The sequence below is a fragment of the Paenibacillus sp. BK033 genome (assembly GCF_004345425.1).
Taxonomy (GTDB): domain Bacteria; phylum Bacillota; class Bacilli; order Paenibacillales; family Paenibacillaceae; genus Pristimantibacillus.
In genome coordinates this window covers 1,389,120-1,409,220 of sequence record NZ_SLVP01000001.1, presented here as the reverse complement: position 1 = coordinate 1,409,220, position 20,101 = coordinate 1,389,120, and the positions used below count along the sequence as shown (strand labels likewise).

Sequence of the window (20,101 nt, the reverse complement as noted above, 5' to 3'; positions counted from 1 at the left end):
TTTCGAATTGACAAAATTAGTTGTCAGGCATATAGTTGTTAAGACAACTAATTTGGAGCGTGATCGAAAATGCATCAGAAAGGATTGGATCATTCGATAGGCTTCCTGCTCGGAGCGACTTACCGGAAGCTGACGAATTTCTTTAGTGCCCGCATTAAGGAATTTGGGCTGACACCCGAACAATGGGCGGTACTCTACCGTGTCCGCGAGAAGGATGGCTTGATCCAGAAAGAAATTGCCGATCGTGCGGGCAAAGACAAGCCAACAACAACCCGAATCCTCGATTCGTTGGAAGCAAAAGGATTTGTCACAAAGCGTGCCAGCGAGCATGACCGACGTTCCTTCCAGGTTTATATCACCGAGCAAGGGCGCGCGACGGCGGATGCCATCGAGCCGATTGAATACAGTACGATGGTCGAAATCGCGCAGGTCTTGTCTACGGAGGAATATGAGCAAATGACAAGCCTGCTGAAGAAATTAAATGAACATGCAAAAGGCTTAATCGATCAAGAAAAGGAGTAATGAGCAACATGAACATACAACCAGACAAATTATGGAGCCGGTCTTTTGTAACCTTGACGGTAAGCTACTTGCTGCTGTTCTTGAGCCTGCAAATGCTGCTGTCTCCATTCCCTACTTACGCGAAAGAGCAGTTTCATCCGAATAACTTTGCCCTAAGTCTCGTTACAAGCCTGTTCGCCCTAGCCGCGATCGTTACGCGTTTCGCCACCGCGGCCTTGCTTCGCAAGGTTCATCGCAACGTTATTTTGTTTGCGGGACTCGTGTTAGCCGCATTGGCAACCGTCCTTTATCCGTTCGCCAACTCGATGACATCTCTTCTTGTGCTTCGCGCATTGTTTGGCATCGGCTTCGGGATGACGAGTACCATTATCCCTACCCTGGTGTCGCAGATCATTCCGAAGAAAAGAACCGGAGAAGGCATTGGATACTTCGGTTTATCGACCAGTATCGCTATGTCCCTTGGACCGATGATTGGTCTATCCGTTATCAAGCAATTCGGATTTACGACGCTTGCGATGATCGGTACGCTAGCCCTTGTACTGATCATTCCGCTCCTCATGGTTATGCGCAGTATTCCGAAGCAGCCGGCTAAGGCTGCACAACCTGCAAACAAACCGGAAGCCGGCGAACCGGCATCCTCAACCGGACGCATGATGGTGCCCGCTATTCTTAATGTATTGATGTCCGTTACTTACGGCGGTATCCTTGGATTCATTGCGCTATATGGCGCGCAAAAGCATATTGAACAGATTGGCTTGTTCTTCTTGTTTATTGTATTTACCGTCTTTATTATCCGTCCGATCTCCGGCAAGCTATTCGATCGCCGTGGACCGATGCCCATCGTGATCCCCGGCGCCCTTGTTGTCATTGCCAGCTTGATCATTTTGTCCTATGCGGAGTCGCTTCCGTTGATCATCGTGTCCGCATTGCTGTACGGCTTTGGTTTTGGCGCGATCCAGCCGACAACGCAAGCATGGATGCTGCGCGAGGCCGCGCCGCATCAAGTCAGCTTCGCGAACAGCTTGTATTACAACACGATTGATTTCGGCGTAGCCGTAGGCTCCATGCTGCTGGGTATCGTCGCTTCTGCTTCCAGCTATTCCGTTATGTACCGCTGGGCAGCCGTAGCCATGGTCATCTTTATGCTGGTTTACCTGGTCAGTCTGTTTACCGAAAGAAAAAGCCGGGCTGCCGCGCCTGCAGCCGCTCGCGAGAATACTGCGGTATAAAGAAAAAGCCGGCACGGAAGTCCGGGAACGCCAATGATTGGCTGATGCCCCGCTTCCGTTGCCGGCTTTATTTCGATTTGATATATAGATATTTGTCTAGATTAAAAAAGATATAGTAAGGCATTATAAACGGTTGCAACAAAAACTTCCAACCTCTGATCGGGCATCCGCATTCTAATTGAATAATCTCATTCTCCTGTACGGTAAACGAATAACGATTGCTCCCGCACCAATCGATCTTAAGATATAATTCGTACTCCCCCGGCTCCAGCTCATAGCGGATGGTTTCATCGTTAGCGATTTTTTCGTACTCGATGCCGTTCAGGAACACTTTGAAATTCCTCAGCCAATTTGAATATTGATTCGTTCTCTTTAACTCTAGAATCGATGCCACAACGCACCTCCAATCATGCTTTATTTTCCAAATATGAATAATTCTATATGCATGGTTGAATCCCTTTTAGTTGTAATTTCCCTTCCAAGACTTGTAACTTGCACCGATTGAAGCTAATCTAATTGGAAATAGATTCTATATAAAAAGGCGCTGGTTAATATGACTCGTGAAGGCATGCCCATAAATGCATTGGAGCTAAACCGGGCTATGCTAGCAAGACAAATGCTGCTCGCACGTTCGAATTCGCCGATTCTCCATGCATTGGAGTGGTTTATCGGTTTGCAGGCCCAAGCTCCCCAAGCACCTTACTACTCGCTTTGGACAAGGCTTGAGGGATTTACTCCAAACGATTTAGCCTCGCTCATCTCGAATCGACAGGCGGTAAGGATCGCTTTGATGCGCTCCACTCTTCATCTGGTATCGGCTAACGACTGTCTGCTTCTAAGACCTTGGGTCCAGGCTGTACAAGAGCGTGCGCTCAAGGGCAGCTATGGCAAATGTCTTGCCTCCGTTGATATGAACGCTCTTGCTTCGGAAGGAAGAAGACTCGTGGAGGATAACCCTCTCACCTTAAACGAGCTTGGCAAGCTGCTTGCCCCACATTGGCCGGATGCTGATCCGGAGGCACTTGCGGCAGCTATACGTACATTTGTCCCCCTCGTTCAAGTTCCGCCACGCGGATTGTGGGGAGAAAGCGGTCAGGCCATTCATACTTCTGCGGAGATGTGGCTGAGGCAGTCTTTGCTTGAGCAGCCGGACGTCGAACAGCTTGTCCTGAGGTATCTGGGTGCCTATGGCCCCGCATCCGTTAAGGATATGCAAGCTTGGTCCGGTCTCACCCGCCTTAAGGATTATTTCGAGAAGCTTCGACCGGGTCTTGTTATTTTCCGAGACGAACAAGGAAATGAGTTATTTGATCTGCCCGATGCTCCTCGTCCCGACCCCGGCGTCATTCCGCCGGTACGCTTCCTTGGAGAATTTGACCCCATGCTGCTTGGTATTGCCGACCGCTCGCGCGTCATGGCTCCTATATACGTCAAACGAATCTTTACGGCTAACGGCATCCTCCGCTCAACGATTCTATTGAATGGTTATATTGAAGGGTTATGGTCCATCGAGCGTAACTCCGGGCAGGCAGCACTTCTTATCGATCCGTTCCGCCCCCTCACGCAAGAGGAACAACTCGATCTGATGCAAGAGGGCGAAAAACTGCTAAAATTCGCCGCTCCCGGTGTTTCTCATGAAATCCGTTTCTCAATGATTTTGAATTAACCCGGATAAAAGGGGCCATCCCTTGTCTATGACAATGGAATGGCCCCTTTTGCCCGCCTTACGAATTAACGGCGGCCGTAGCTCTGTTCGTTCCAGCGCAGCTCTTGGCGGAACTGGCGGATTGTTGTGTTGTTGTCGATCACGACAACCTCGATGCCGAGCATATCTGCCCAATCAACAAGCTGATCCGTCGTTACTACGTACGACAGCACCGTATGATGCGCGCCGCCTGCATAGATCCATGCTTCCGCCGAATCGCGAAGGGATGGACGCGGTTTCCACAATACGCGGGCAACCGGAAGCTTAGGCATATCCTTCTCTACCTTAACCGCGTCTACTTCGTTGATGATTAGACGGAAACGGTTGCCAAGGTCAACCAGGGAAGCATTAACGGCTTCGCCTGCTTTACCGTCGAAGATAATACGCGCAGGATCGGCCTTGCCGCCGATTCCGAGCGGATGAACTTCAATGCGAGGCTTGCTCTCCGCAATGGTTGGACATACCTCAAGCATATGAGCGCCAAGAATCATCTCGTTGCCGTTTTCCAGATGGTACGTATAGTCCTCCATGAAGGACGTGCCAACATTGCCGGCCATCAGCTTCATAATGCGGGTAAGCGCCGCAGTCTTCCAGTCGCCTTCGCCGCCGAAGCCGTAACCTTGCTCCATCAGACGTTGAACGGCCAGACCCGGAAGCTGCTTCATGCCATGCAGATCCTCGAAGGTTGTTGTGAATGCCGTGTAACCTCCCGCTTGCAGGAAACGCTTCATGCCGAGCTCGATTTTTGCCTGCTCTTCAATAGCTGCCCAGGACGCGGCATTGTCGCGGACGCTGCTTGCAATCTCGTAACGTTCGCTGTATTCGTTCAGCAGCTCTTGTACTTCCGCATCGCTGACTTCGTTCATGCTGGCAACCAGGTCGCCGATGCCGTAGCCGTCAATCTGCCAGCCAAGCTGGATTTGCGCTTCGACTTTATCGCCTTCCGTTACCGCTACTTGACGCATGTTATCGCCGAATCTAGCGATCTTCAGATTCTTGCTCTCCATGGACGCTGCAGCGGAATTCATCCAAGCGCCGATGCGGGATTGAACCTCGCCATCCTGCCAATGTCCGGTAACCACCTTGCGGTCCACTCCGAGACGGGCAAAAATATGGCCGAACTCGCGGTCGCCGTGAGCCGACTGGTTCGTGTTCATAAAGTCCATGTCAATGGAATCCCAAGGAATATCGCGGTTATATTGGGTATGCAAATGCAGAAGCGGCTTGCGGAGCTCGGAAAGCCCTCTGATCCACATTTTCGCCGGCGAGAAGGTATGCATCCACGCAATAACGCCCGCGCAATTTGAATCCGCTTTCGCTTCGATGCAAACTTTGTAAATTTCCTCCGGCGTCGTCACTACCGGTTTGTATACAATCTCGAAAGGAAGGTTAGAAGCTTCGTTTAATCCTGCGGTAATGCTTTGCGAATGCACGGCAACCTCTTCGAGCGTCTCTGGACCGTACAAATGCTGACTGCCTGTCACAAACCAAAATTGATAGGGTTTAATGGATAACACCATAATTCCTCCTAGCTGGAATGAATTTGTACGTACATGGTCGAAAAACCAAACCAAAATAGAGGATAAGTTGTACGTACAACTTATCCTCTATACTACTCCGAACATGCCCGGATTTCAATATGCATTTTGATATTTTTTTGCTTTTATAACTTATCCATACGATAGGTGTATCCGCAAAACTTACATTTAAACAATACTCCGTCTTCCCCTACGGTATAAGTCAAGCGGTCATCATCTTCCAGCTCGATGAATTCTCTTCCCGCTTCGTCGCGGTCTCCGGTTGCAAAAAGTCCTGTTTTATTGCCGCATTCGCATTCAAAAGTCAAAACCATTCGTTCTTATCACCTTTCCTAAATATTTCTATAATATTAGTAACTTTCTCATATTAAGCTTGACAATGATACGATTTGTATCATAAATTACTATTAGTGAGTGTAACATATCGCTTGAATGATAACCAATGTGAGGAGCGAATGACCTTGACGATGGGAGATCGCCTGAAGGAGCTGCGCCGCGAGCGAAGCTTATCGCAAGAAATAGTTGCACAATCCATCGGAATAACGCGATCCGCTTACAGCCACTACGAGATCAACAACCGGCAGCCCGTGTACGAAACCTTGATTAAGCTTGCCGCTTTTTTCGAGGTCACCACCGATTTTATCATCGATGGCGATACGCGCGGCACAGAGCCTCAGGTTGCGGCAGATACGGTTGAAATTATCCGTCTGCTCAATACCATGGACGAAGACAAACGCAGGGAATCCATTGACAAAATGTTGGACGCTATCCGGGAGTCTTAATTAGCCGCTGTTCACTTTGACTAGCGGCTACTAAGCCTCTTTCCCCTTGCAAGCGCCATCACCAGGCATACGATTACGAATCCGGCTGCGTAACCGCCAATAATGTCCGTGGCGTAATGCACGCTGAAATATAAACGCGACGCACCCATTAGTATGATCAATACGATGGCGATTATAGCCGTAATCCACTTAACCGTAAGGTTGATACCTCGATCCGCTAAAACCCAGGCCGCCGCCAGACTGTACATCACAATCGCCAGCATGGCATTGCCGCTGGGAAAGCTGGGCCCGTCTGCTTCAATTCCCCAGGCCATTGCCGGTCTTGCCCGGTCGAAGCCTGATTTCACGAGCGTATTCACCGCATAGGCCCCGGCTACCCCCGCAATTAGCAGAACCGCGCTCTTCCACCCCTGCTTCCAGGCAAACCATACCGCAAGCAAAAGCGTAATGGCAATAATGCCGACCGTTGAACCCAATGCTGTCATCGCCTTGAACAAATCGGTTAAGGTGCCGCTATGTATGCTTGCAAACCAATCCGCAACCGATTCATCCAGCTGCGAGGTCTCATGCCGCGAAGCCAGCATCGCAGCTGCGATAAAGATAATCAAACTTGCCGTTAAACCGATTAACCACCCTTGTTTTCGAATAATAAGTCCCTCCTAAAAAGAATTGTCACGCGCTTTTTGCGGCAATTCTTGCTTCGTAAGCATCAACCTAAAAAGAATTGTCACGCGCTTTTTGCGGCGATTCTTGCTTCGCAAGCATTCCTCTAATTGCTTCATCTGGTACGCTTCGTTATAATAGTCGAAGACTTCATTATAATACAACGAAAATTATACACCAAGGAAGGATCACTATAACATGTACGTAGCAGATAAATGGGTTGATTACGAGGTAATCGATACTGGGGCAGGAGACAAGCTTGAACGCTGGGGCCAATATATTCTCCGCCGTCCGGATCCTCAGATCATTTGGCCGATCGCCGATGAATCCGGTGCCTGGAAAAAAGCAGACGGACATTACCACCGCAGCTCCTCCGGAGGCGGGCAATGGCAATTCAAATCCAGCCTGCCGGAGCGCTGGACCATCGCTTACGGCGAGCTCAAATTCCACATTAAGCCGACCAACTTCAAGCATACCGGCTTGTTCCCCGAACAGGCGGTGAACTGGAGCTGGATGATGGACAAAATCCGTTCCGCAGGCCGTCCAATCCGCGTGCTGAACCTGTTCGCCTATTCCGGCGGAGCTACGGTTGCCGCGGCGGCAGCCGGCGCGGAAGTCGTGCACGTGGACGCTTCCAAAGGCATGGTGCAGTGGGCAAAAGAAAATGCGCAGCTGTCCGGCCTTGAAAGCGCCCCAATCCGGTATATTACGGATGACGTTTTCAAATTCGTGCAGCGCGAACAGCGCCGCGGCCGCCAATACGATGCGATCATCATGGATCCGCCTTCTTACGGACGCGGACCTAACGGAGAAACCTGGAAGCTGGAAGAGAACCTGTATCCGTTCCTGGAGTTCTGCACGACTATTCTTTCGGACAACCCGCTGTTCCTGCTGATCAACTCCTATACGACGGGCCTGTCTCCGACCGTGCTTCACAATTTGCTGCATACGACGATGAAGGGCAAATTCGGCGGCATGATCAACTGCGGCGAGATTGGCCTGCCGATCACGCAATCCGGCCTGCATTTGCCTTGCGGCATTCTCGGACGCTGGGAGTCGGAATAATGGCTGCCGGAAACGATGCAATTCAAATACCGGTATTGTATGAAGACAATCATATCATTGCCGTAGTCAAGCTCCCCGGTATTCCGTCCCAAGAGGACGAGACCGGGGATCCCGACATGCTTACGCTAATCAAACAGGATCTGAAAATCCGCCATAACAAGCCGGGGAATGTCTTCCTCGGCCTTGTTCACAGATTAGACCGGCCGGTTGGCGGCGCGATGCTGTTCGCAAAAACCTCCAAAGCGGCATCCCGCTTGTCCGAAGCCGTTAGAAGCCGGACCTTCGGCAAGACTTATGTGTGCGTTGTTCACGGCAAACCGGCAAAGCAGCAGGACCGTCTTCGCCATTACATCCGCAAAGACGCGAAACGCAATCAAGTAACCGTATTCAAGGAACCGGCAGCCGACGCAAAGGAAGCCATACTGGAGTACAAGGTATGCGCACAGGCCGGAGATTACTCCCTGATCGCCGTTAAGCTGCATACGGGCAGACCGCATCAAATCAGGGCCCAAATGGCTTACATCGGCTGTCCGCTTGTCGCAGACCGCAAATACGGAGCTCCGGGCACGGCTTCCGTAACCGATATCGCCCTTTGGTCTACTTCGGTGGAAGCGCCTCATCCGGTTACGAAAGAGCTCAAATGCTTCCGCAGCATACCGTACGGTTCTCCCGCATGGTCCTGGTGGTCAAGCGATCAGCTCGAGGAAGCATCCGGCATCTACCTTTAAGGAGGGATCCGCCCTTCATGCGCAGAATGCGAAGCAAGAAGCGCTTGACCATTCATTTCTTTCTCCTGCTGCTGTCGGCAGCAGGAATCTTGATTATCGTTTCGACAACTCTAAAGCAGGATTCGGTCAAACCGACTATCGTCTCGAATAGTCCTGAACCTTCCGCAGAGCCTACAGCCACTCCGGACCCTACGTTTGTTCCAACCGCAGCCCCGGAGCCGACGCCAACGCCGGTGCCAACCCCGCGATACGATGAGGCCGTATGGATGGCCGTTGGCGACATTATGATGCATAAACCGGAGCTGCCCGGCGCGTATGACAGCAAGACGAAGACATACAACTTCAATTATTTCTTCGACGAAGTCAAACCAATCCTGCAGCAAGGCGATTGGGTTATGGCGAATCTGGAAACGCCGGTTGCCGGTCCTGCTTATGGCTACACGGGTTATCCAAGCTTTAACGCTCCGGTAGAGCTGCTGGACGCGCTGCAATATGCCGGGTTCAACATCTTGACCAACGCCAACAATCATTCGCTCGATAAAGGCGATAAAGCGCTGATGCTCACCTTGCAGCATCTCAAGGAATATCCTTTTGTTATCAAAGGCACGGCGGAATCCCAGGAAGAAGCGGATACTCCCGTCATCGTCGAACATAACGGCATTAAGATGGGACTGCTTGCTTACACCTACGGAACGAACGGAATCCCGCTTCCGAAGGGCAAACCGTACGCCGTTTCCTTAATCGATGAGCAGAAGATGATAAACGATATCCACCGCCTGAAGAAGCTTGGCGCGGATTTCGTAACGATAGCCCTGCACTTCGGCATCGAATACCAGACAACGCCTAACGATGAACAGAAAAAGCTGGCCCGCAAGCTGGTAGCCGAAGGAGCGGATATTATTGCCGGCTCCCATCCCCATGTGATTCAACCGTACGAGGTACTTGATACGACCGACGCGAACGGACATAAAAGACAAGGACTCATTATTTATTCTATGGGCAATTTCATTTCCGCGCAGCGCGGCGATACAAAGGATTACGGCGTGATCTATAAAGTTACCGTACGAAAAAATAAATCCGACGGCTCTATCGAGCTATCGGATATCGAAGCAACTCCTACATGGGTACACCGTTACTTGTCGGGCAGCTATTACAAATACCGCATCCTGCCGGTAGAGCAGACGATTGCAGCCGCTAGCGACAGCTTGCTTACGTCGGACGACTACAACTCCATGAAACAAACGCTAAAGGTTCTTCGCAATCGTCTGCGGGCTATGTTAAACACGGATTCACGATAAAGCTAGTTAAGCGTTTGCGACTTTGCCCAGCAGATACACAAGAAGCTGCTGGTTATGGGAAGAAATACGGTCCAGCGAATCGCCAATAAGCTTGGAGCGGACCTCCGTTCCGCGCTGGGCCTCGCTTCTTCCTTTCTCCGATACGGATACCCACACAATCCTGCGGTCTTGATTGTCTCTTGTACGTACAATTAACTCGTTACGCTCCATTCGGTCGAGCAAGGTTGTAATGGCAGCAGGAGTCGTAGCAAGATACTGCAGAAGCTCAGAAGGCTTCATCGGCTCATGCCGCAGCAAAATATCAAGCACATTCAGTTGGCCTTCCGTCAGAGGCGCAAGCCCCTCTTCCAAACTATCCTTCCAATCTCTTGTCATCTTCATCCACAGACGAGTAAATTCTTCAGAAACCATATCAGCACCCGCTTCCTGTCCAATTTTCTCATTTATACCAATTATAACATTCGCTAATGTCGAATAAAAGGTTAACCCGATTAATAATTTGAGTCATTAATCGCGATAAAGTCGAACATTCTGACAACAGTAGACATACAATGGGCATAGGCATCTGACCAATTCGTCGAATCGATGCATGAAGGAGTGATCCCCTATGGATGACCAAAAAGCAGAAATCATTCGCAAGATAAAAGCCTACGGCATCATAAAAGACCCACAATGGCTTGACCGCCCGGATGAGCTGGTGCCAATGTGGGTCATGTTTGATGCGATCATTCGGTTGATCGAACGGTTTGATCCGCCTAACCGCCCTTACGACTGAGGAGATAAATCAGGTCTAATGAAGATCGTCGTGATAACATCGTTTTTCTCAATCGGCAGCAGGATGCGTCCAATGGACTTCCGGTCTTCAATCGGCGCTTTTTCCGACGACGCCGCAAGCTGGGCGCCTTGGGATGTAAGCGCTATAATGCCCAACTCTTCCTTGCAATACAAAGCTGCGACGAGAGCAGAGCCGTTCGGCTTCACGCGCTTGCCTTCCTTAAATTCGAAGGTTTGAACGCCTTTGCCGCCCCTTCCTTGAAGCGGATAGTCAAGCAGCAGCGTGCGTTTGGCATAACCCAAATCCGTCACGACCAGCACTTCGCCTTCGTCATCCGCAACCCATTCCGCCGCAATCAGCTCATCGTCTTCCCTTAGCTGCATGCCGCGTACGCCAGCCGCGACGCGTCCCATTGCATTTACTTCCTGTTCGCTGAATCGAATGCTCATGCCAAGCTTGCTCACCAGCAGCAGCTGCTTCGTTCCGTCGCTTAACATAACGCGGATAACCTCGTCTCCGTCCGCAACCTTGGCGGCTGCGATAGCGGTGGAACGGGTTGTCATGTATTCTTTAAGCTCCGTCCGTTTCACCTGCGCGCGTTTCGTTACAAATACAAGAGAAGCTCCCGGCATATTGAAATCTTTCACCGGAATAACGGCTACGATGGAGTCGTCTTTCGGAATCGGCACGATATTGACGACCGCCGTTCCCGTATCCTTCCATTTAAACTCCGGAATTTGATGCACGGGCAGCATGTAGTACTGGCCTTTGCGGGTGAACAGGAGCAGGTTGTCAATCGTGTTTACTTCGTAAACGCTGCTGATGGCGTCGCCTTCCTTCACTCCCGCCGTCTGCAGGTCGCCGCCCGAACGGGTGAAGGACAGCAGGCTGGTCCGCTTCATGTAGCCCTCTTCGCTAAGCGTAACAATTACGTCTTCGGATTGAACCATAACCTCCAGGTTCACCTTCAGCTCTTCTACTTCGCCGCGGATCGACGAACGGCGGTCGATGCCGAATTTGTCGCGGATTTCAATCAGCTCATCCTTGATCACGCCCAGAAGCTTTTTCTCGCTCTCGAGAATCGAACGCAGGTAGGCGATCTTTTTCTGCGTTTCTCTTAATTCCTTCTCCAGCGCCGTGATCTCAAGGTTCGTCAAACGGTACAGTTGGAGTGTGAGTATGGCATCCGCTTGACGCTCGCTGAAGTCATACTTCGCTACGAGATTGTTTTGCGCGTCGGCGCGGTTCTTGGAAGCCTTGATGGTCGCTATCACTTCGTCGAGAATATTCAACGCCTTTACGAGGCCTTCCACGACATGCGCACGCTCTTCGGCTTTCTCAAGCTCATATTTGGTCCGGTGAGTCACGACTTCCTTCTGATGGTCGATATACGCGCTTAGAATCTGCTTGATGCCAAGCTGCTGCGGCGCTTTGTTCACAATCGCAACCATGTTGAAGTTGTAAGTGACCTGCAGATCGGTTTTCTTCAGCAAATATGCCAATATACCGTTCGCATCCGCATCCTTCTTCAGCTCGACAACGATACGAAGCCCGTTGCGTCCGCTCTCGTCCCTAACCTCAGAGATCCCCTCTACCTTCTTCTCGAGACGGATATTTTCCATCGCGCTGACAAGACGGGATTTTACGACCTGATAAGGAATTTCCGTAATGGTAATTTGCTGGCGTCCGCCGCGGACATCCTCGATCTCGACCTTCGAGCGTATATAGATGCGGCCTTTGCCCGTCGTATAAGCCTCGCGGATTCCTTCCTCGCCCATGATAATGCCGCCGGTCGGGAAATCCGGGCCCTTCACGATGCCCATCAGCTCTTCGACGGTCATTTCCGGACGAGCCATGACGGCAATGCAAGCGTCGATCGTCTCGCGCAGGCTATGGGGCGGGATTTCCGTTGCGAAGCCTGCCGAAATCCCGCTTGTACCGTTCACCAACAGGTTCGGGTAACGTGAAGGCAAAACAACCGGCTCTTTTGTCGTATTATCGAAATTGTCCTTGAATTGGACGGTTCGTTTATCGATATCGCGCAAAATTTCCATGGCGATTGGCGACAAGCGCGCTTCGGTATAACGCATTGCCGCTGCCGGGTCATCATCCATCGAGCCCCAGTTGCCGTGTCCGTCGATCAGAACATGCCCCATCTTCCAAGGCTGCGCCATCCGCACCATGCCCTCATAGATGGAAGAATCGCCGTGAGGATGGTAGTTACCCATAACGTCCCCGACCGTTTTCGCCGATTTGCGGTATGGCTTGTCCGGGGTATTGTTCGAATCGTACATCGCATAAAGAATGCGGCGCTGAACGGGCTTAAGCCCGTCCCTTACGTCAGGAATCGCGCGGTCCTGAATAATGTATTTCGAATAACGGCCGAATCGGTCTCCGACGACCTCTTCCAAATAGGCCGGTAAAAACTGTTCAAGCATGCCCATGCCGTTACCTCCTATTCTACGTATTCTGTGAAGTCTACGTTCTCAATAATCCAACGCTTGCGCGGGTCAACCTTGTCGCCCATCAGGGCGGACACGCGGCGTTCCGCTTTTGCCGCATCCTCGATCTGCACCTGCAGCAGCGTCCGCGTCTCCGGATCCATCGTGGTCTCCCACAGCTGATCGGGATTCATCTCGCCAAGCCCTTTATAGCGCTGAAGCTCAAAGTTCTTGCCGAATTCCTTCAAATAATTTTGCAGCTGGTCATCCGTCCATGCATACCGGACCGTCTCCAGCTTGCCCGATTTGCGAGTGATCTTGTATAAAGGCGGCTGAGCGATATAGACGCGCCCGGTGTCGATCAGCGGTTTCATGTACCGATAGAAGAACGTCAGCAGCAGCACTTGGATATGCGCGCCGTCCGTATCCGCGTCGGTCATAATAATGATTTTGCTGTAATTGCATTCATCCGCGTCAAACTCCGGGCCAACGCCCGCTCCAATCGCGCTTATAATCGCTTTGTATTCCTCGTTCTTCAGAATATCCAGCAATTTCGCTTTTTCCGGGTTCATCGGCTTGCCCTTCAGCGGCAGAATAGCCTGATGCTTCGAGTCCCGGCCTTGCTTCGCCGAACCGCCGGCGGAATCCCCTTCGACGATAAACAGCTCGTTGCGCGAAAAATCCTTCGATTGCGCAGGCGTCAGCTTGCCGTTCAGATTGGAGCTTTCGCTCTTTTTCTTGCCGCTGCGGATTTCTTCGCGCGCTTTGCGCGCCGCTTCCCTCGCCTTGGAGGCTTGTACCGCCTTCTTCAGCAGCATTTGCGCGACCTGCGGATTCTCTTCCAGGAATACTTGCATTTTATCGGAGACGACGGCGTCCACCGCGCTGCGCGCCGAAGCGCTGCCCAGCTGATCCTTCGTCTGGCCGACGAATTCGACCTCGGACATCTTGATGTTAATGACCGACATCATGCCTTCGCGCAGGTCATTGCCTTCGAGATTTTTTTCCTTTTCTTTCAGGAGACCTGCCTTGCGGGCATATTCGTTCATCACCCGCGTGTACGCGGTTTTGAAACCGGTCTCATGCGTACCTCCGCCGCGTGTCGGGATGGAGTTTACGAAGGATGCGATCGTCTCGGTATAACCGTCGTTGTACTGAAGGGCAACCTCCACTTCAATCTCGTCCTTCTCCCCCGTGAAATGAACGACATCATGGAGAACGGTCTTGTCGTCGTTCAAATATTGCACGAACTGGCGGGCGCCGCCTTCGTAGTGGAAAATATCCTCTTTGCCGCTGCGGTCGTCCTTGATCGTAACCTTAAGGCCCGAGTTCAGGAACGCAATTTCCTGCAGACGCTCGGCCAGCGTATCGTAATTAAGCGAGGTGCCGCCCTGGAAGACGCGGCCGTCGGGCTTGAACGTTACCTTGGTGCCCGTCCGGTTCGTGTTCCCGGTAATCTCAAGCCCTGTCACCGGCTCGCCGACATGCTCCTTGCCTTTGTCGTCTACCCAGTATTCGAAGCGCATCTTATGTATTTTCCCGTCACGGAAAATTTCCACCTCAAGCCACTCGGACAATGCGTTTGTTACCGACGCGCCTACGCCGTGCAGACCGCCTGATTTCTTGTATCCTCCGCCGCCGAATTTGCCGCCCGCGTGCAGAATGGTGTAAACAACCTGCGGCGTCGGGATTCCTGTCTTGTGCATCCCTGTCGGAATGCCGCGCCCGTTATCCTGCACGGTAACCGCGCCATTCTTGTGCAGCGTGACGTCGATCGCCGTACAAAATTTCGCCAAATGCTCGTCCACGGCGTTATCGACGATTTCCCAGACCAGATGATGAAGGCCGGAGCTGCTCGTGCTGCCAATGTACATGCCCGGCCGTTTTCTGACAGCGGTCAAGCCTTCGAGCACTTGTATATCATCGGCCTCGTAATTCCGTTCCGGGGCCGCTGTTTTTGCGAAAAGATCTACTTGCTCTGCCATGGGTATGCCTCCTAAATTTTGCGAAGCTTCACGTTTCCATATCTTCAAGCTATTTTAATTCAACTTATCCCGATTAGTAAAGATACGAGTATTACGACTGTTATGAAGTTTGTGCCCTTATCAATATCGGTCCAAAGCGCTCGATGGATTAACAGAATAACATAAATTCGCGTCCCACGCTAAATTATTCATGCTCGTTATCGCCAAGTTCCATTCATGACTCGTCAAAAAAGGAGCGGCTCCTCCTTGTTGTCGCACAAGGGAAGCCGCCGCATAGATGTCTGCTCAATCGTACTGAATATGGAGTGATTCCGCCGCTTGGCGGGCCAGATCCCGGGCCTCGTCAACGCTGCCAGCCGAGGTCAAGGCAACCGCCATCCGGCGGCCGACTTTAGTCTCCGGCTTGCCAAAGACGCGCACCTGCGTATTCGGCAGAGCCAGCGCTTGTTCAACGCCGCCGATGCGGAAGGAAGCGGATTCCCTGTCCGCCTTCAGCGTATGGGTTGCCCCCGGCGTAAGCAGTCGGATCGTTGGAATCGGGAAGCCGAGAATGGCTCGAACATGCAGGGCGAACTCCGACAGATCCTGCGTCGCCATTGTGACCATGCCCGTGTCGTGCGGACGAGGAGATACTTCGCTGAACAGAACGCCGCCTTGGGTAATAAACAGCTCTACCCCGTACAGACCGTAGCCTCCAAGCTCGTCCGTAATGCGCAGTGCAATATCTTCCGCTTGCTTGACTTGCTCCGGAGTCATATGATGGGGCTGCCAGGACTCGATATAGTCCCCATCCTTCTGAACATGGCCGATTGGCGCGCAGAAGCTTGTCCCGGATACCGAACGGATCGTAAGAAGCGTAATTTCGGATTCGAACGTAATAAAGCCTTCCACGATAATCCGCGCTTTTTTCGCGCGGCCGCCTTCCATGGCATAATTCCAGCAGCCTTCGATGTCGGCTTCCGTCTTGCAGACGCTTTGCCCTTTGCCAGAAGAGCTCATAATCGGCTTGATTACGCATGGCAGACCAATCTCTTTGACAGCGGCCTTCAGCTCGTCAAGCGAATCCGCGAACAAATAAGGAGCCGTTGGCAGACCAAGCGTCTCGGCCGCCAGACGGCGAATGCCCTCGCGGTCCATCGTCAGACGGGCAGCGCGCGCGGTAGGGATAACATTAAAGCCTTCCTGCTCAAGCTCCAGCAGCGTTTCGGTAGCAATCGCTTCAATCTCCGGAACGATAAAGTCCGGCTTCTCGTCTTCGATAATCCGTCTGATTGCGGCACCGTCAAGCATATCCGTTACATGGCAACGATGGGCAACCTGCATCGCCGGCGCGTTCACATAGCGGTCAACCGCAATCGTCTCTACGCCAAGGCGCTGTGCCTCAAGCGCAACTTCCTTGCCAAGCTCGCCCGAGCCGAGCAGAAGAAGCTTGCGTGCATTCGTTGTCAATGGTGATCCATACATAATAAAAAAGAACCTCCCGGAAGAACCCAGCGACGAGCGAACGGAATATCCTTGTATTCCCCGAAGTCTGGTTTATTTTCTTCCATTGTGGAGGTTCTTTAACTAAAAATCAATACTAGGCCGACAAGAATCGATATTGGGCCTCGATAAGTCCGTTATAAACGCCGTTTTTCCCGATTAGGGCATCATGGTTGCCCTGCTCCACGATCCTGCCATGGTCCAGAACGATAATTTCGTCCGCATTGCGGATCGTAGACAGACGGTGGGCAATCATAAACGACGTACGTCCCTTCAGCAGCGTCTTCAGCGCCTCCTGAATCTTCAGCTCCGTCTCGGTATCGATGCTTGCCGTCGCTTCGTCCAGAATAAGCACGCGCGGATCGGCCAGCAAAGCGCGCGCGAAGGAAAGCAGCTGGCGCTGCCCCATCGACAGTACGTTCCCCCGCTCCTCGACCTCCGTATCGTAGCCGTCGGGCAGAGACATGATGAAATCATGCGCGTTAACGGCTTTGGCTGCCTCTACAATCTCGTTGTCCGTAGCGTCCAGGCGTCCGTAACGGATATTGTCGCGGATCGTGCCCGAGAAGATAAAGGTATCCTGCATGACGAGGCCTACTTGGGAACGAAGGCTGTCAAGCGTAATGTCGCGAATGTCTTGTCCGTCAATCCGCACAACGCCGGAAACCGGATCGTAGAAGCGGCAGAGCAGGTTAATGATCGTGCTTTTGCCGGAGCCGGTATGGCCAACAAGCGCTATGGACTGCCCGGCTTTAACGTTAATGCTGATCCCATGCAGCGCGGGCCGCCCTTTCTCGTATTCGAACACGATATTGTCGAAATGCACGTCGCCCCGGATGCTGGCAAGCGGCTTTGCGTATTCCAGCTCGCCAACCGTAGGCTCTTCGTCGATAAACTCGAAGATGCGCTCGGACGAAGCCATCGCGACAAGCAGCTGGTTATACACCTGGCCGAGACGGTTAATCGGATCCCAGAAGTTGCCGACATAGTTGGCAAAGCCAACGAGCAGACCAACGGTAATTTCCTGATGCTCAATCAGATAAGCGCCGTACCAGAACAAAATAAACGTGCCGATCGCCGAAGTTACTTCAATAACCGGGCCGAACGTCTGGTTAAGCGCGGATGCCTTATTCCAAGCCCTTACGTTAACGGCATTCATATTATCGAAGAAGCGCATGTTTTCTTTTTCCTGCACGTAAGCCTGCGTAATCTTCATCCCTTGAATGCTTTCGTTCAAGTGGGAGTTGATCCGCGACTGCTTCTTGCGCACGTCCTGCCAAGCGAAACGGATCCGCTTGCGGAGCGTGGACGAAACAAGGAACATGATCGGAACCGTAATCATCACGGCAAGACCAAGCTTAAAGTTCCAGATCAGCAGAATGATTACGATACCCAGGAGCTGCACGCAGTCCATGAGCGAGTTGACGACGCCGTTCGTGAACAAATCCTGCAGGGCGTTAACGTCGTTGGTTACCCGCACAAGCACGGAGCCCGCGGGACGCTTGTCGTAGAAACGGAACGACAGCTTCTGAATATGCTGGAATAGGTGATGGCGGAGGTCGTAAATAACCTTCTGCCCGATAATGTTCGTATACTTGATCCGATACTGGTTCGAGGCCCACTGGATAATAAACAGAGCCACCATAATGCCTGCAACCAGATAAAGCTTGCCGTAGCTCGTATGGCCGTTTTCCGGCTGAATAGCCTGGTCAATCGCCACAATGGTTAAGGCCGGAACGGTGAGCCTGGTGGCCGTGCCGATAATCATGGCGACGATAACCGGAATCAGCTGGCGCGTATACGGCTTCATATAGATGAACAAGCGCCGCATCTGCGCCCAGTTGAACGGTTTTTCGATCGCATCGTCATCCTGGTAAATAAACCGTTCCTTCTTCTCGCTTGCATTCTTGATCCTATCCTTCAGTTCCTTATTCGAACTGCTCATTGAACAACGCTCCTTTTCCGCTCCGGTACCGAAGAATCGAGGTTCGCAAGCGGCCGATCGGCATATTGAATATTATAAGTCTCGCGGTACGGGCCATGCTGGGCAACCAGCTCGTCATGCGTACCGCGCTGCACGATATGTCCTTTGTCCAATACGATAATTTCGTCGGCATGTCGGAGCGACGAGATCCGGTGCGCAATAATAAACGTAGTCCGACCGGCCATCAGCTCTTTGAAGCCGGCCTGGATCTCGTGTTCCGTCTCCATATCGACGGCGCTGGTCGCATCGTCGAGAATAAGAATGCGGGGATTGCGGATCAGTGCGCGGGCTATGGCGATACGCTGCTTCTGGCCGCCGGATAAGCCCATCCCTCTCTCCCCTACGATTGTTTCATAACCAAGCGGGAGCTCCATAATGAAATCATGGGCTTTCGCAAGCTTGGCTGCGCGGATAATTTGTTCGTCGGTTACATTTTTTTCCCCGTAGGCAATGTTGGTGCGGATCGATGCCGAGAACAGGAAGGTCTCCTGGAATACCGGCGCTATCTGGCTGCGCAGGCTTTGGACATCGAGATTCTGAATATCGATACCATCAAGGGTAACCCGGCCCGTTTTCACGTTATATGCTCTCATCATGAGCTGAATAATGGTGGATTTGCCCGAGCCCGTCGCCCCAAGCAGACCAACCACCTTGCCCGCCGGCGCGTCAATGTTAATGTTCGTGACCGCAGGCGTTTTGTCCGGATAATTGAAGGTCACGTTCTCAAAGCGGACATGGCCTCTTACCACCTCTTTATCCACTTCAACGGCGTTTTCGATGCTTTGGACATGGACATGCGTATTAAGCAGCTCCATAATCCGCTCGCCGGAAGCTTTGGACTGGGTATAGTTATTGATATGGAAGCCGATCCCCCACATTGGACCGATGATGTACCAAATCAAGCTGAAAAAGGCAACAAGCTCGCCGAGCGTTAAGGTACCGCGGATCACCATCGTGCCGCCCGCCAAGAGCAGGATGACGACGCTCAAGTTGGCGAGAAGCTCCATCGACGGGAAAAACTTCGCCCAAATCGAAGAGGCTCCAATCTGGTTTGCCTGGTATTGCTCGTTGCGCTTCGAAAATTTATCTACCTCATGAGGCTCGCGGGCAAAGGATTTGACCGTCCGCACGCCCGTAATGTTCTCCTGCACCGCCGTAGTCAGATTGCTCATCGCTTTACGCATCTCGCGGAAGGCCGGATGAATCCGGCTCTCGAAGCGGATCGCCGTGAAGGCAAGAAACGGAATCGTGACAAGCGTGATCAGCGTCAGCTTCCAGTCAATCGACATCATCATCGCCCCGCCGAACAAAATCATCAGCGCCACGTTCAGAATCTGCGCGAAGCCAAAGCCGATAAACTGGCGGATTGCTTCAAGGTCGGCCGTTAATCTGGACATCAAATCGCCTGTTTTCGCTTTATCGTAATATTGGAATGAAAGCGTTTGAAGTTTGTCGTAACAGGCGTTGCGCATGCGGAAGACCACCCGGTTGCCAAGCCTCCCGCCAAAAAATCCGTGCAGGAACTGCATGAAGCCCTTCAAGGTAACGACCCCTACGACGGAAAGAGCTAGCATCGGCACTTTGTCGAAGTCTTTCGGCTTGATCACATCGTCAATCAAGTAGCGCAGCAAATTCGGGTACACCAGGCCAAGGGCGGTCGCAAACATCAAACAAATAATGGATGACAGCAGGTACCTTCGCTCAACCCAATAAAACCGTTTCAATTGCCTAAAGACGTCCAAGTAAATCCATCTCCCCGTTCTTTATTTGTATAATTATGCAATGAATATTAGCAGTAACGGCGAGACCCGCGCAAACAGTAGATAATCACGTATATTTAGCTGAAACAGCCGATTATGGCGAATCGGGAAAGATTAACGGGGTATCCTCCTAAATAATCCATA

Annotated in this window: 17 protein-coding genes; 8 read left to right on the top strand and 9 right to left on the bottom strand. The window is 51.9% G+C overall.

Features of this window, described 5'->3' with window-relative positions; all coding sequences use genetic code 11:
- Positions 1 to 69 precede the first annotated feature (69 nt).
- From EV294_RS06385 to EV294_RS06375, 3 genes are all read left to right on the top strand, one after another.
- Positions 70 to 522, top strand: coding sequence for a MarR family winged helix-turn-helix transcriptional regulator (locus tag EV294_RS06385; RefSeq protein ID WP_132304863.1), 453 nt, complete (start codon positions 70 to 72; stop codon positions 520 to 522).
- 8 nt (positions 523 to 530) lie between these two features.
- The gene (locus EV294_RS06380; protein WP_132304861.1) at positions 531 to 1,751 is read left to right on the top strand and encodes an MFS transporter; all 1,221 of its coding nucleotides are present in this window, start codon (positions 531 to 533) and stop codon (positions 1,749 to 1,751) included.
- Positions 1,752 to 2,352: 601 nt separating this feature from the next.
- Positions 2,353 to 3,417, top strand: a complete 1,065-nt coding sequence (locus tag EV294_RS06375) for a winged helix DNA-binding domain-containing protein (RefSeq protein ID WP_243711569.1) — start codon at positions 2,353 to 2,355, stop codon at positions 3,415 to 3,417.
- Between the two features lie 65 nt (positions 3,418 to 3,482).
- Here EV294_RS06375 and araA read toward each other — a convergent pair whose 3' ends face one another.
- Together araA and EV294_RS06365 are read right to left on the bottom strand one after the other, a co-directional pair.
- Positions 3,483 to 4,973, bottom strand: a complete 1,491-nt coding sequence (gene araA, locus EV294_RS06370; protein ID WP_132304859.1) for an L-arabinose isomerase — start codon at positions 4,971 to 4,973, stop codon at positions 3,483 to 3,485.
- A gap of 146 nt (positions 4,974 to 5,119) precedes the next feature.
- On the bottom strand, positions 5,120 to 5,308 hold the full coding sequence (locus EV294_RS06365) for a hypothetical protein (RefSeq protein ID WP_132304857.1): 189 nt from the start codon (positions 5,306 to 5,308) through the stop codon (positions 5,120 to 5,122).
- A 141-nt stretch (positions 5,309 to 5,449) separates the two neighbouring features.
- Here EV294_RS06365 and EV294_RS06360 point away from each other — a divergent pair, with 141 nt between their 5' ends.
- Positions 5,450 to 5,776 carry a helix-turn-helix transcriptional regulator gene (locus EV294_RS06360; RefSeq protein ID WP_132304855.1) on the top strand — a complete coding sequence of 109 codons (327 nt, stop codon included), beginning with the start codon at positions 5,450 to 5,452 and terminating at the stop codon, positions 5,774 to 5,776.
- Positions 5,777 to 5,796: 20 nt separating this feature from the next.
- Here the strand turns inward: EV294_RS06360 and EV294_RS06355 are convergent, their stop codons facing one another.
- Positions 5,797 to 6,384, bottom strand: a complete 588-nt coding sequence (locus EV294_RS06355; RefSeq protein WP_132304853.1) for a phosphatase PAP2 family protein — start codon at positions 6,382 to 6,384, stop codon at positions 5,797 to 5,799.
- A gap of 253 nt (positions 6,385 to 6,637) precedes the next feature.
- On the opposite strand from EV294_RS06355, the gene EV294_RS06350 reads away from it, so the two are divergent.
- From EV294_RS06350 to EV294_RS06340, 3 genes are read left to right on the top strand one after another with little or no spacing between them, the layout of a single operon-like run.
- The gene (locus tag EV294_RS06350; RefSeq protein WP_127498996.1) at positions 6,638 to 7,504 is read left to right on the top strand and encodes a class I SAM-dependent methyltransferase; all 867 of its coding nucleotides are present in this window, start codon (positions 6,638 to 6,640) and stop codon (positions 7,502 to 7,504) included.
- On the top strand, positions 7,504 to 8,232 hold the full coding sequence (locus tag EV294_RS06345; RefSeq protein WP_132304851.1) for an RluA family pseudouridine synthase: 729 nt from the start codon (positions 7,504 to 7,506) through the stop codon (positions 8,230 to 8,232). The genes EV294_RS06350 and EV294_RS06345 overlap by 1 nt, the downstream gene beginning before the upstream one ends.
- Positions 8,233 to 8,249: 17 nt before the next feature.
- Positions 8,250 to 9,530: a CapA family protein gene (locus EV294_RS06340; RefSeq protein WP_132304849.1), complete on the top strand. Its 1,281-nt coding sequence runs from the start codon at positions 8,250 to 8,252 to the stop codon at positions 9,528 to 9,530.
- 6 nt (positions 9,531 to 9,536) lie between these two features.
- On the opposite strand, the gene EV294_RS06335 is transcribed toward EV294_RS06340, so the two are convergent.
- Positions 9,537 to 9,941: a MarR family transcriptional regulator gene (locus EV294_RS06335; RefSeq protein WP_132304847.1), complete on the bottom strand. Its 405-nt coding sequence runs from the start codon at positions 9,939 to 9,941 to the stop codon at positions 9,537 to 9,539.
- Between the two features lie 196 nt (positions 9,942 to 10,137).
- On the opposite strand from EV294_RS06335, the gene EV294_RS30240 reads away from it, so the two are divergent.
- Entirely contained in the window at positions 10,138 to 10,305 is a 168-nt protein-coding gene (locus EV294_RS30240) for a hypothetical protein (protein WP_164775626.1), read from the top strand.
- On the opposite strand, the gene parC is transcribed toward EV294_RS30240, so the two are convergent.
- The 5 genes from parC to EV294_RS06310 all read right to left on the bottom strand — a co-directional run bounded on the left by parC (position 10,296) and on the right by EV294_RS06310 (position 19,939).
- A complete protein-coding gene (parC, locus tag EV294_RS06330; protein WP_132304845.1) occupies positions 10,296 to 12,749 on the bottom strand; it encodes a DNA topoisomerase IV subunit A in 2,454 nt (817 codons plus the stop codon). The two genes, EV294_RS30240 and parC, sit on opposite strands and share 10 nt — an antisense overlap.
- 11 nt (positions 12,750 to 12,760) lie before the next feature.
- Positions 12,761 to 14,731, bottom strand: a complete 1,971-nt coding sequence (gene parE, locus EV294_RS06325) for a DNA topoisomerase IV subunit B (protein ID WP_132304843.1) — start codon at positions 14,729 to 14,731, stop codon at positions 12,761 to 12,763.
- Between the two features lie 285 nt (positions 14,732 to 15,016).
- The gene (purT, locus tag EV294_RS06320) at positions 15,017 to 16,195 is read right to left on the bottom strand and encodes a formate-dependent phosphoribosylglycinamide formyltransferase (RefSeq protein ID WP_132304841.1); all 1,179 of its coding nucleotides are present in this window, start codon (positions 16,193 to 16,195) and stop codon (positions 15,017 to 15,019) included.
- Positions 16,196 to 16,310: 115 nt separating this feature from the next.
- The gene (locus EV294_RS06315) at positions 16,311 to 18,158 is read right to left on the bottom strand and encodes an ABC transporter ATP-binding protein (protein ID WP_132304839.1); all 1,848 of its coding nucleotides are present in this window, start codon (positions 18,156 to 18,158) and stop codon (positions 16,311 to 16,313) included.
- The gene (locus EV294_RS06310; protein WP_132304837.1) at positions 18,155 to 19,939 is read right to left on the bottom strand and encodes an ABC transporter ATP-binding protein; all 1,785 of its coding nucleotides are present in this window, start codon (positions 19,937 to 19,939) and stop codon (positions 18,155 to 18,157) included. The genes EV294_RS06315 and EV294_RS06310 overlap by 4 nt, the downstream gene beginning before the upstream one ends.
- Positions 19,940 to 20,101: the final 162 nt, after the last annotated feature.

Excerpts from the sequence above, each read along its gene's own strand:
- EV294_RS06375 (WP_243711569.1), top strand. The coding sequence starts at position 2,353 with ATGCTAGCAAGACAAATGCTGCTCGCACGTTCGAATTCGCCGATTCTC.
- EV294_RS06350 (WP_127498996.1), top strand. The coding sequence starts at position 6,638 with ATGTACGTAGCAGATAAATGGGTTGATTACGAGGTAATCGATACTGGG.
- EV294_RS06380 (WP_132304861.1), top strand. The coding sequence starts at position 531 with ATGAACATACAACCAGACAAATTATGGAGCCGGTCTTTTGTAACCTTG.
- EV294_RS06365 (WP_132304857.1), bottom strand. The coding sequence starts at position 5,308 with ATGGTTTTGACTTTTGAATGCGAATGCGGCAATAAAACAGGACTTTTT.
- parE (WP_132304843.1), bottom strand. The coding sequence starts at position 14,731 with ATGGCAGAGCAAGTAGATCTTTTCGCAAAAACAGCGGCCCCGGAACGG.
- EV294_RS06360 (WP_132304855.1), top strand. The coding sequence starts at position 5,450 with ATGACCTTGACGATGGGAGATCGCCTGAAGGAGCTGCGCCGCGAGCGA.
- purT (WP_132304841.1), bottom strand. The coding sequence starts at position 16,195 with ATGTATGGATCACCATTGACAACGAATGCACGCAAGCTTCTTCTGCTC.
- EV294_RS06385 (WP_132304863.1), top strand. The coding sequence starts at position 70 with ATGCATCAGAAAGGATTGGATCATTCGATAGGCTTCCTGCTCGGAGCG.
- EV294_RS06315 (WP_132304839.1), bottom strand. The coding sequence starts at position 18,158 with ATGAGCAGTTCGAATAAGGAACTGAAGGATAGGATCAAGAATGCAAGC.
- EV294_RS06340 (WP_132304849.1), top strand. The coding sequence starts at position 8,250 with ATGCGCAGAATGCGAAGCAAGAAGCGCTTGACCATTCATTTCTTTCTC.
- EV294_RS30240 (WP_164775626.1), top strand. The coding sequence starts at position 10,138 with ATGGATGACCAAAAAGCAGAAATCATTCGCAAGATAAAAGCCTACGGC.
- EV294_RS06335 (WP_132304847.1), bottom strand. The coding sequence starts at position 9,941 with ATGGTTTCTGAAGAATTTACTCGTCTGTGGATGAAGATGACAAGAGAT.
- EV294_RS06345 (WP_132304851.1), top strand. The coding sequence starts at position 7,504 with ATGGCTGCCGGAAACGATGCAATTCAAATACCGGTATTGTATGAAGAC.
- parC (WP_132304845.1), bottom strand. The coding sequence starts at position 12,749 with ATGGGCATGCTTGAACAGTTTTTACCGGCCTATTTGGAAGAGGTCGTC.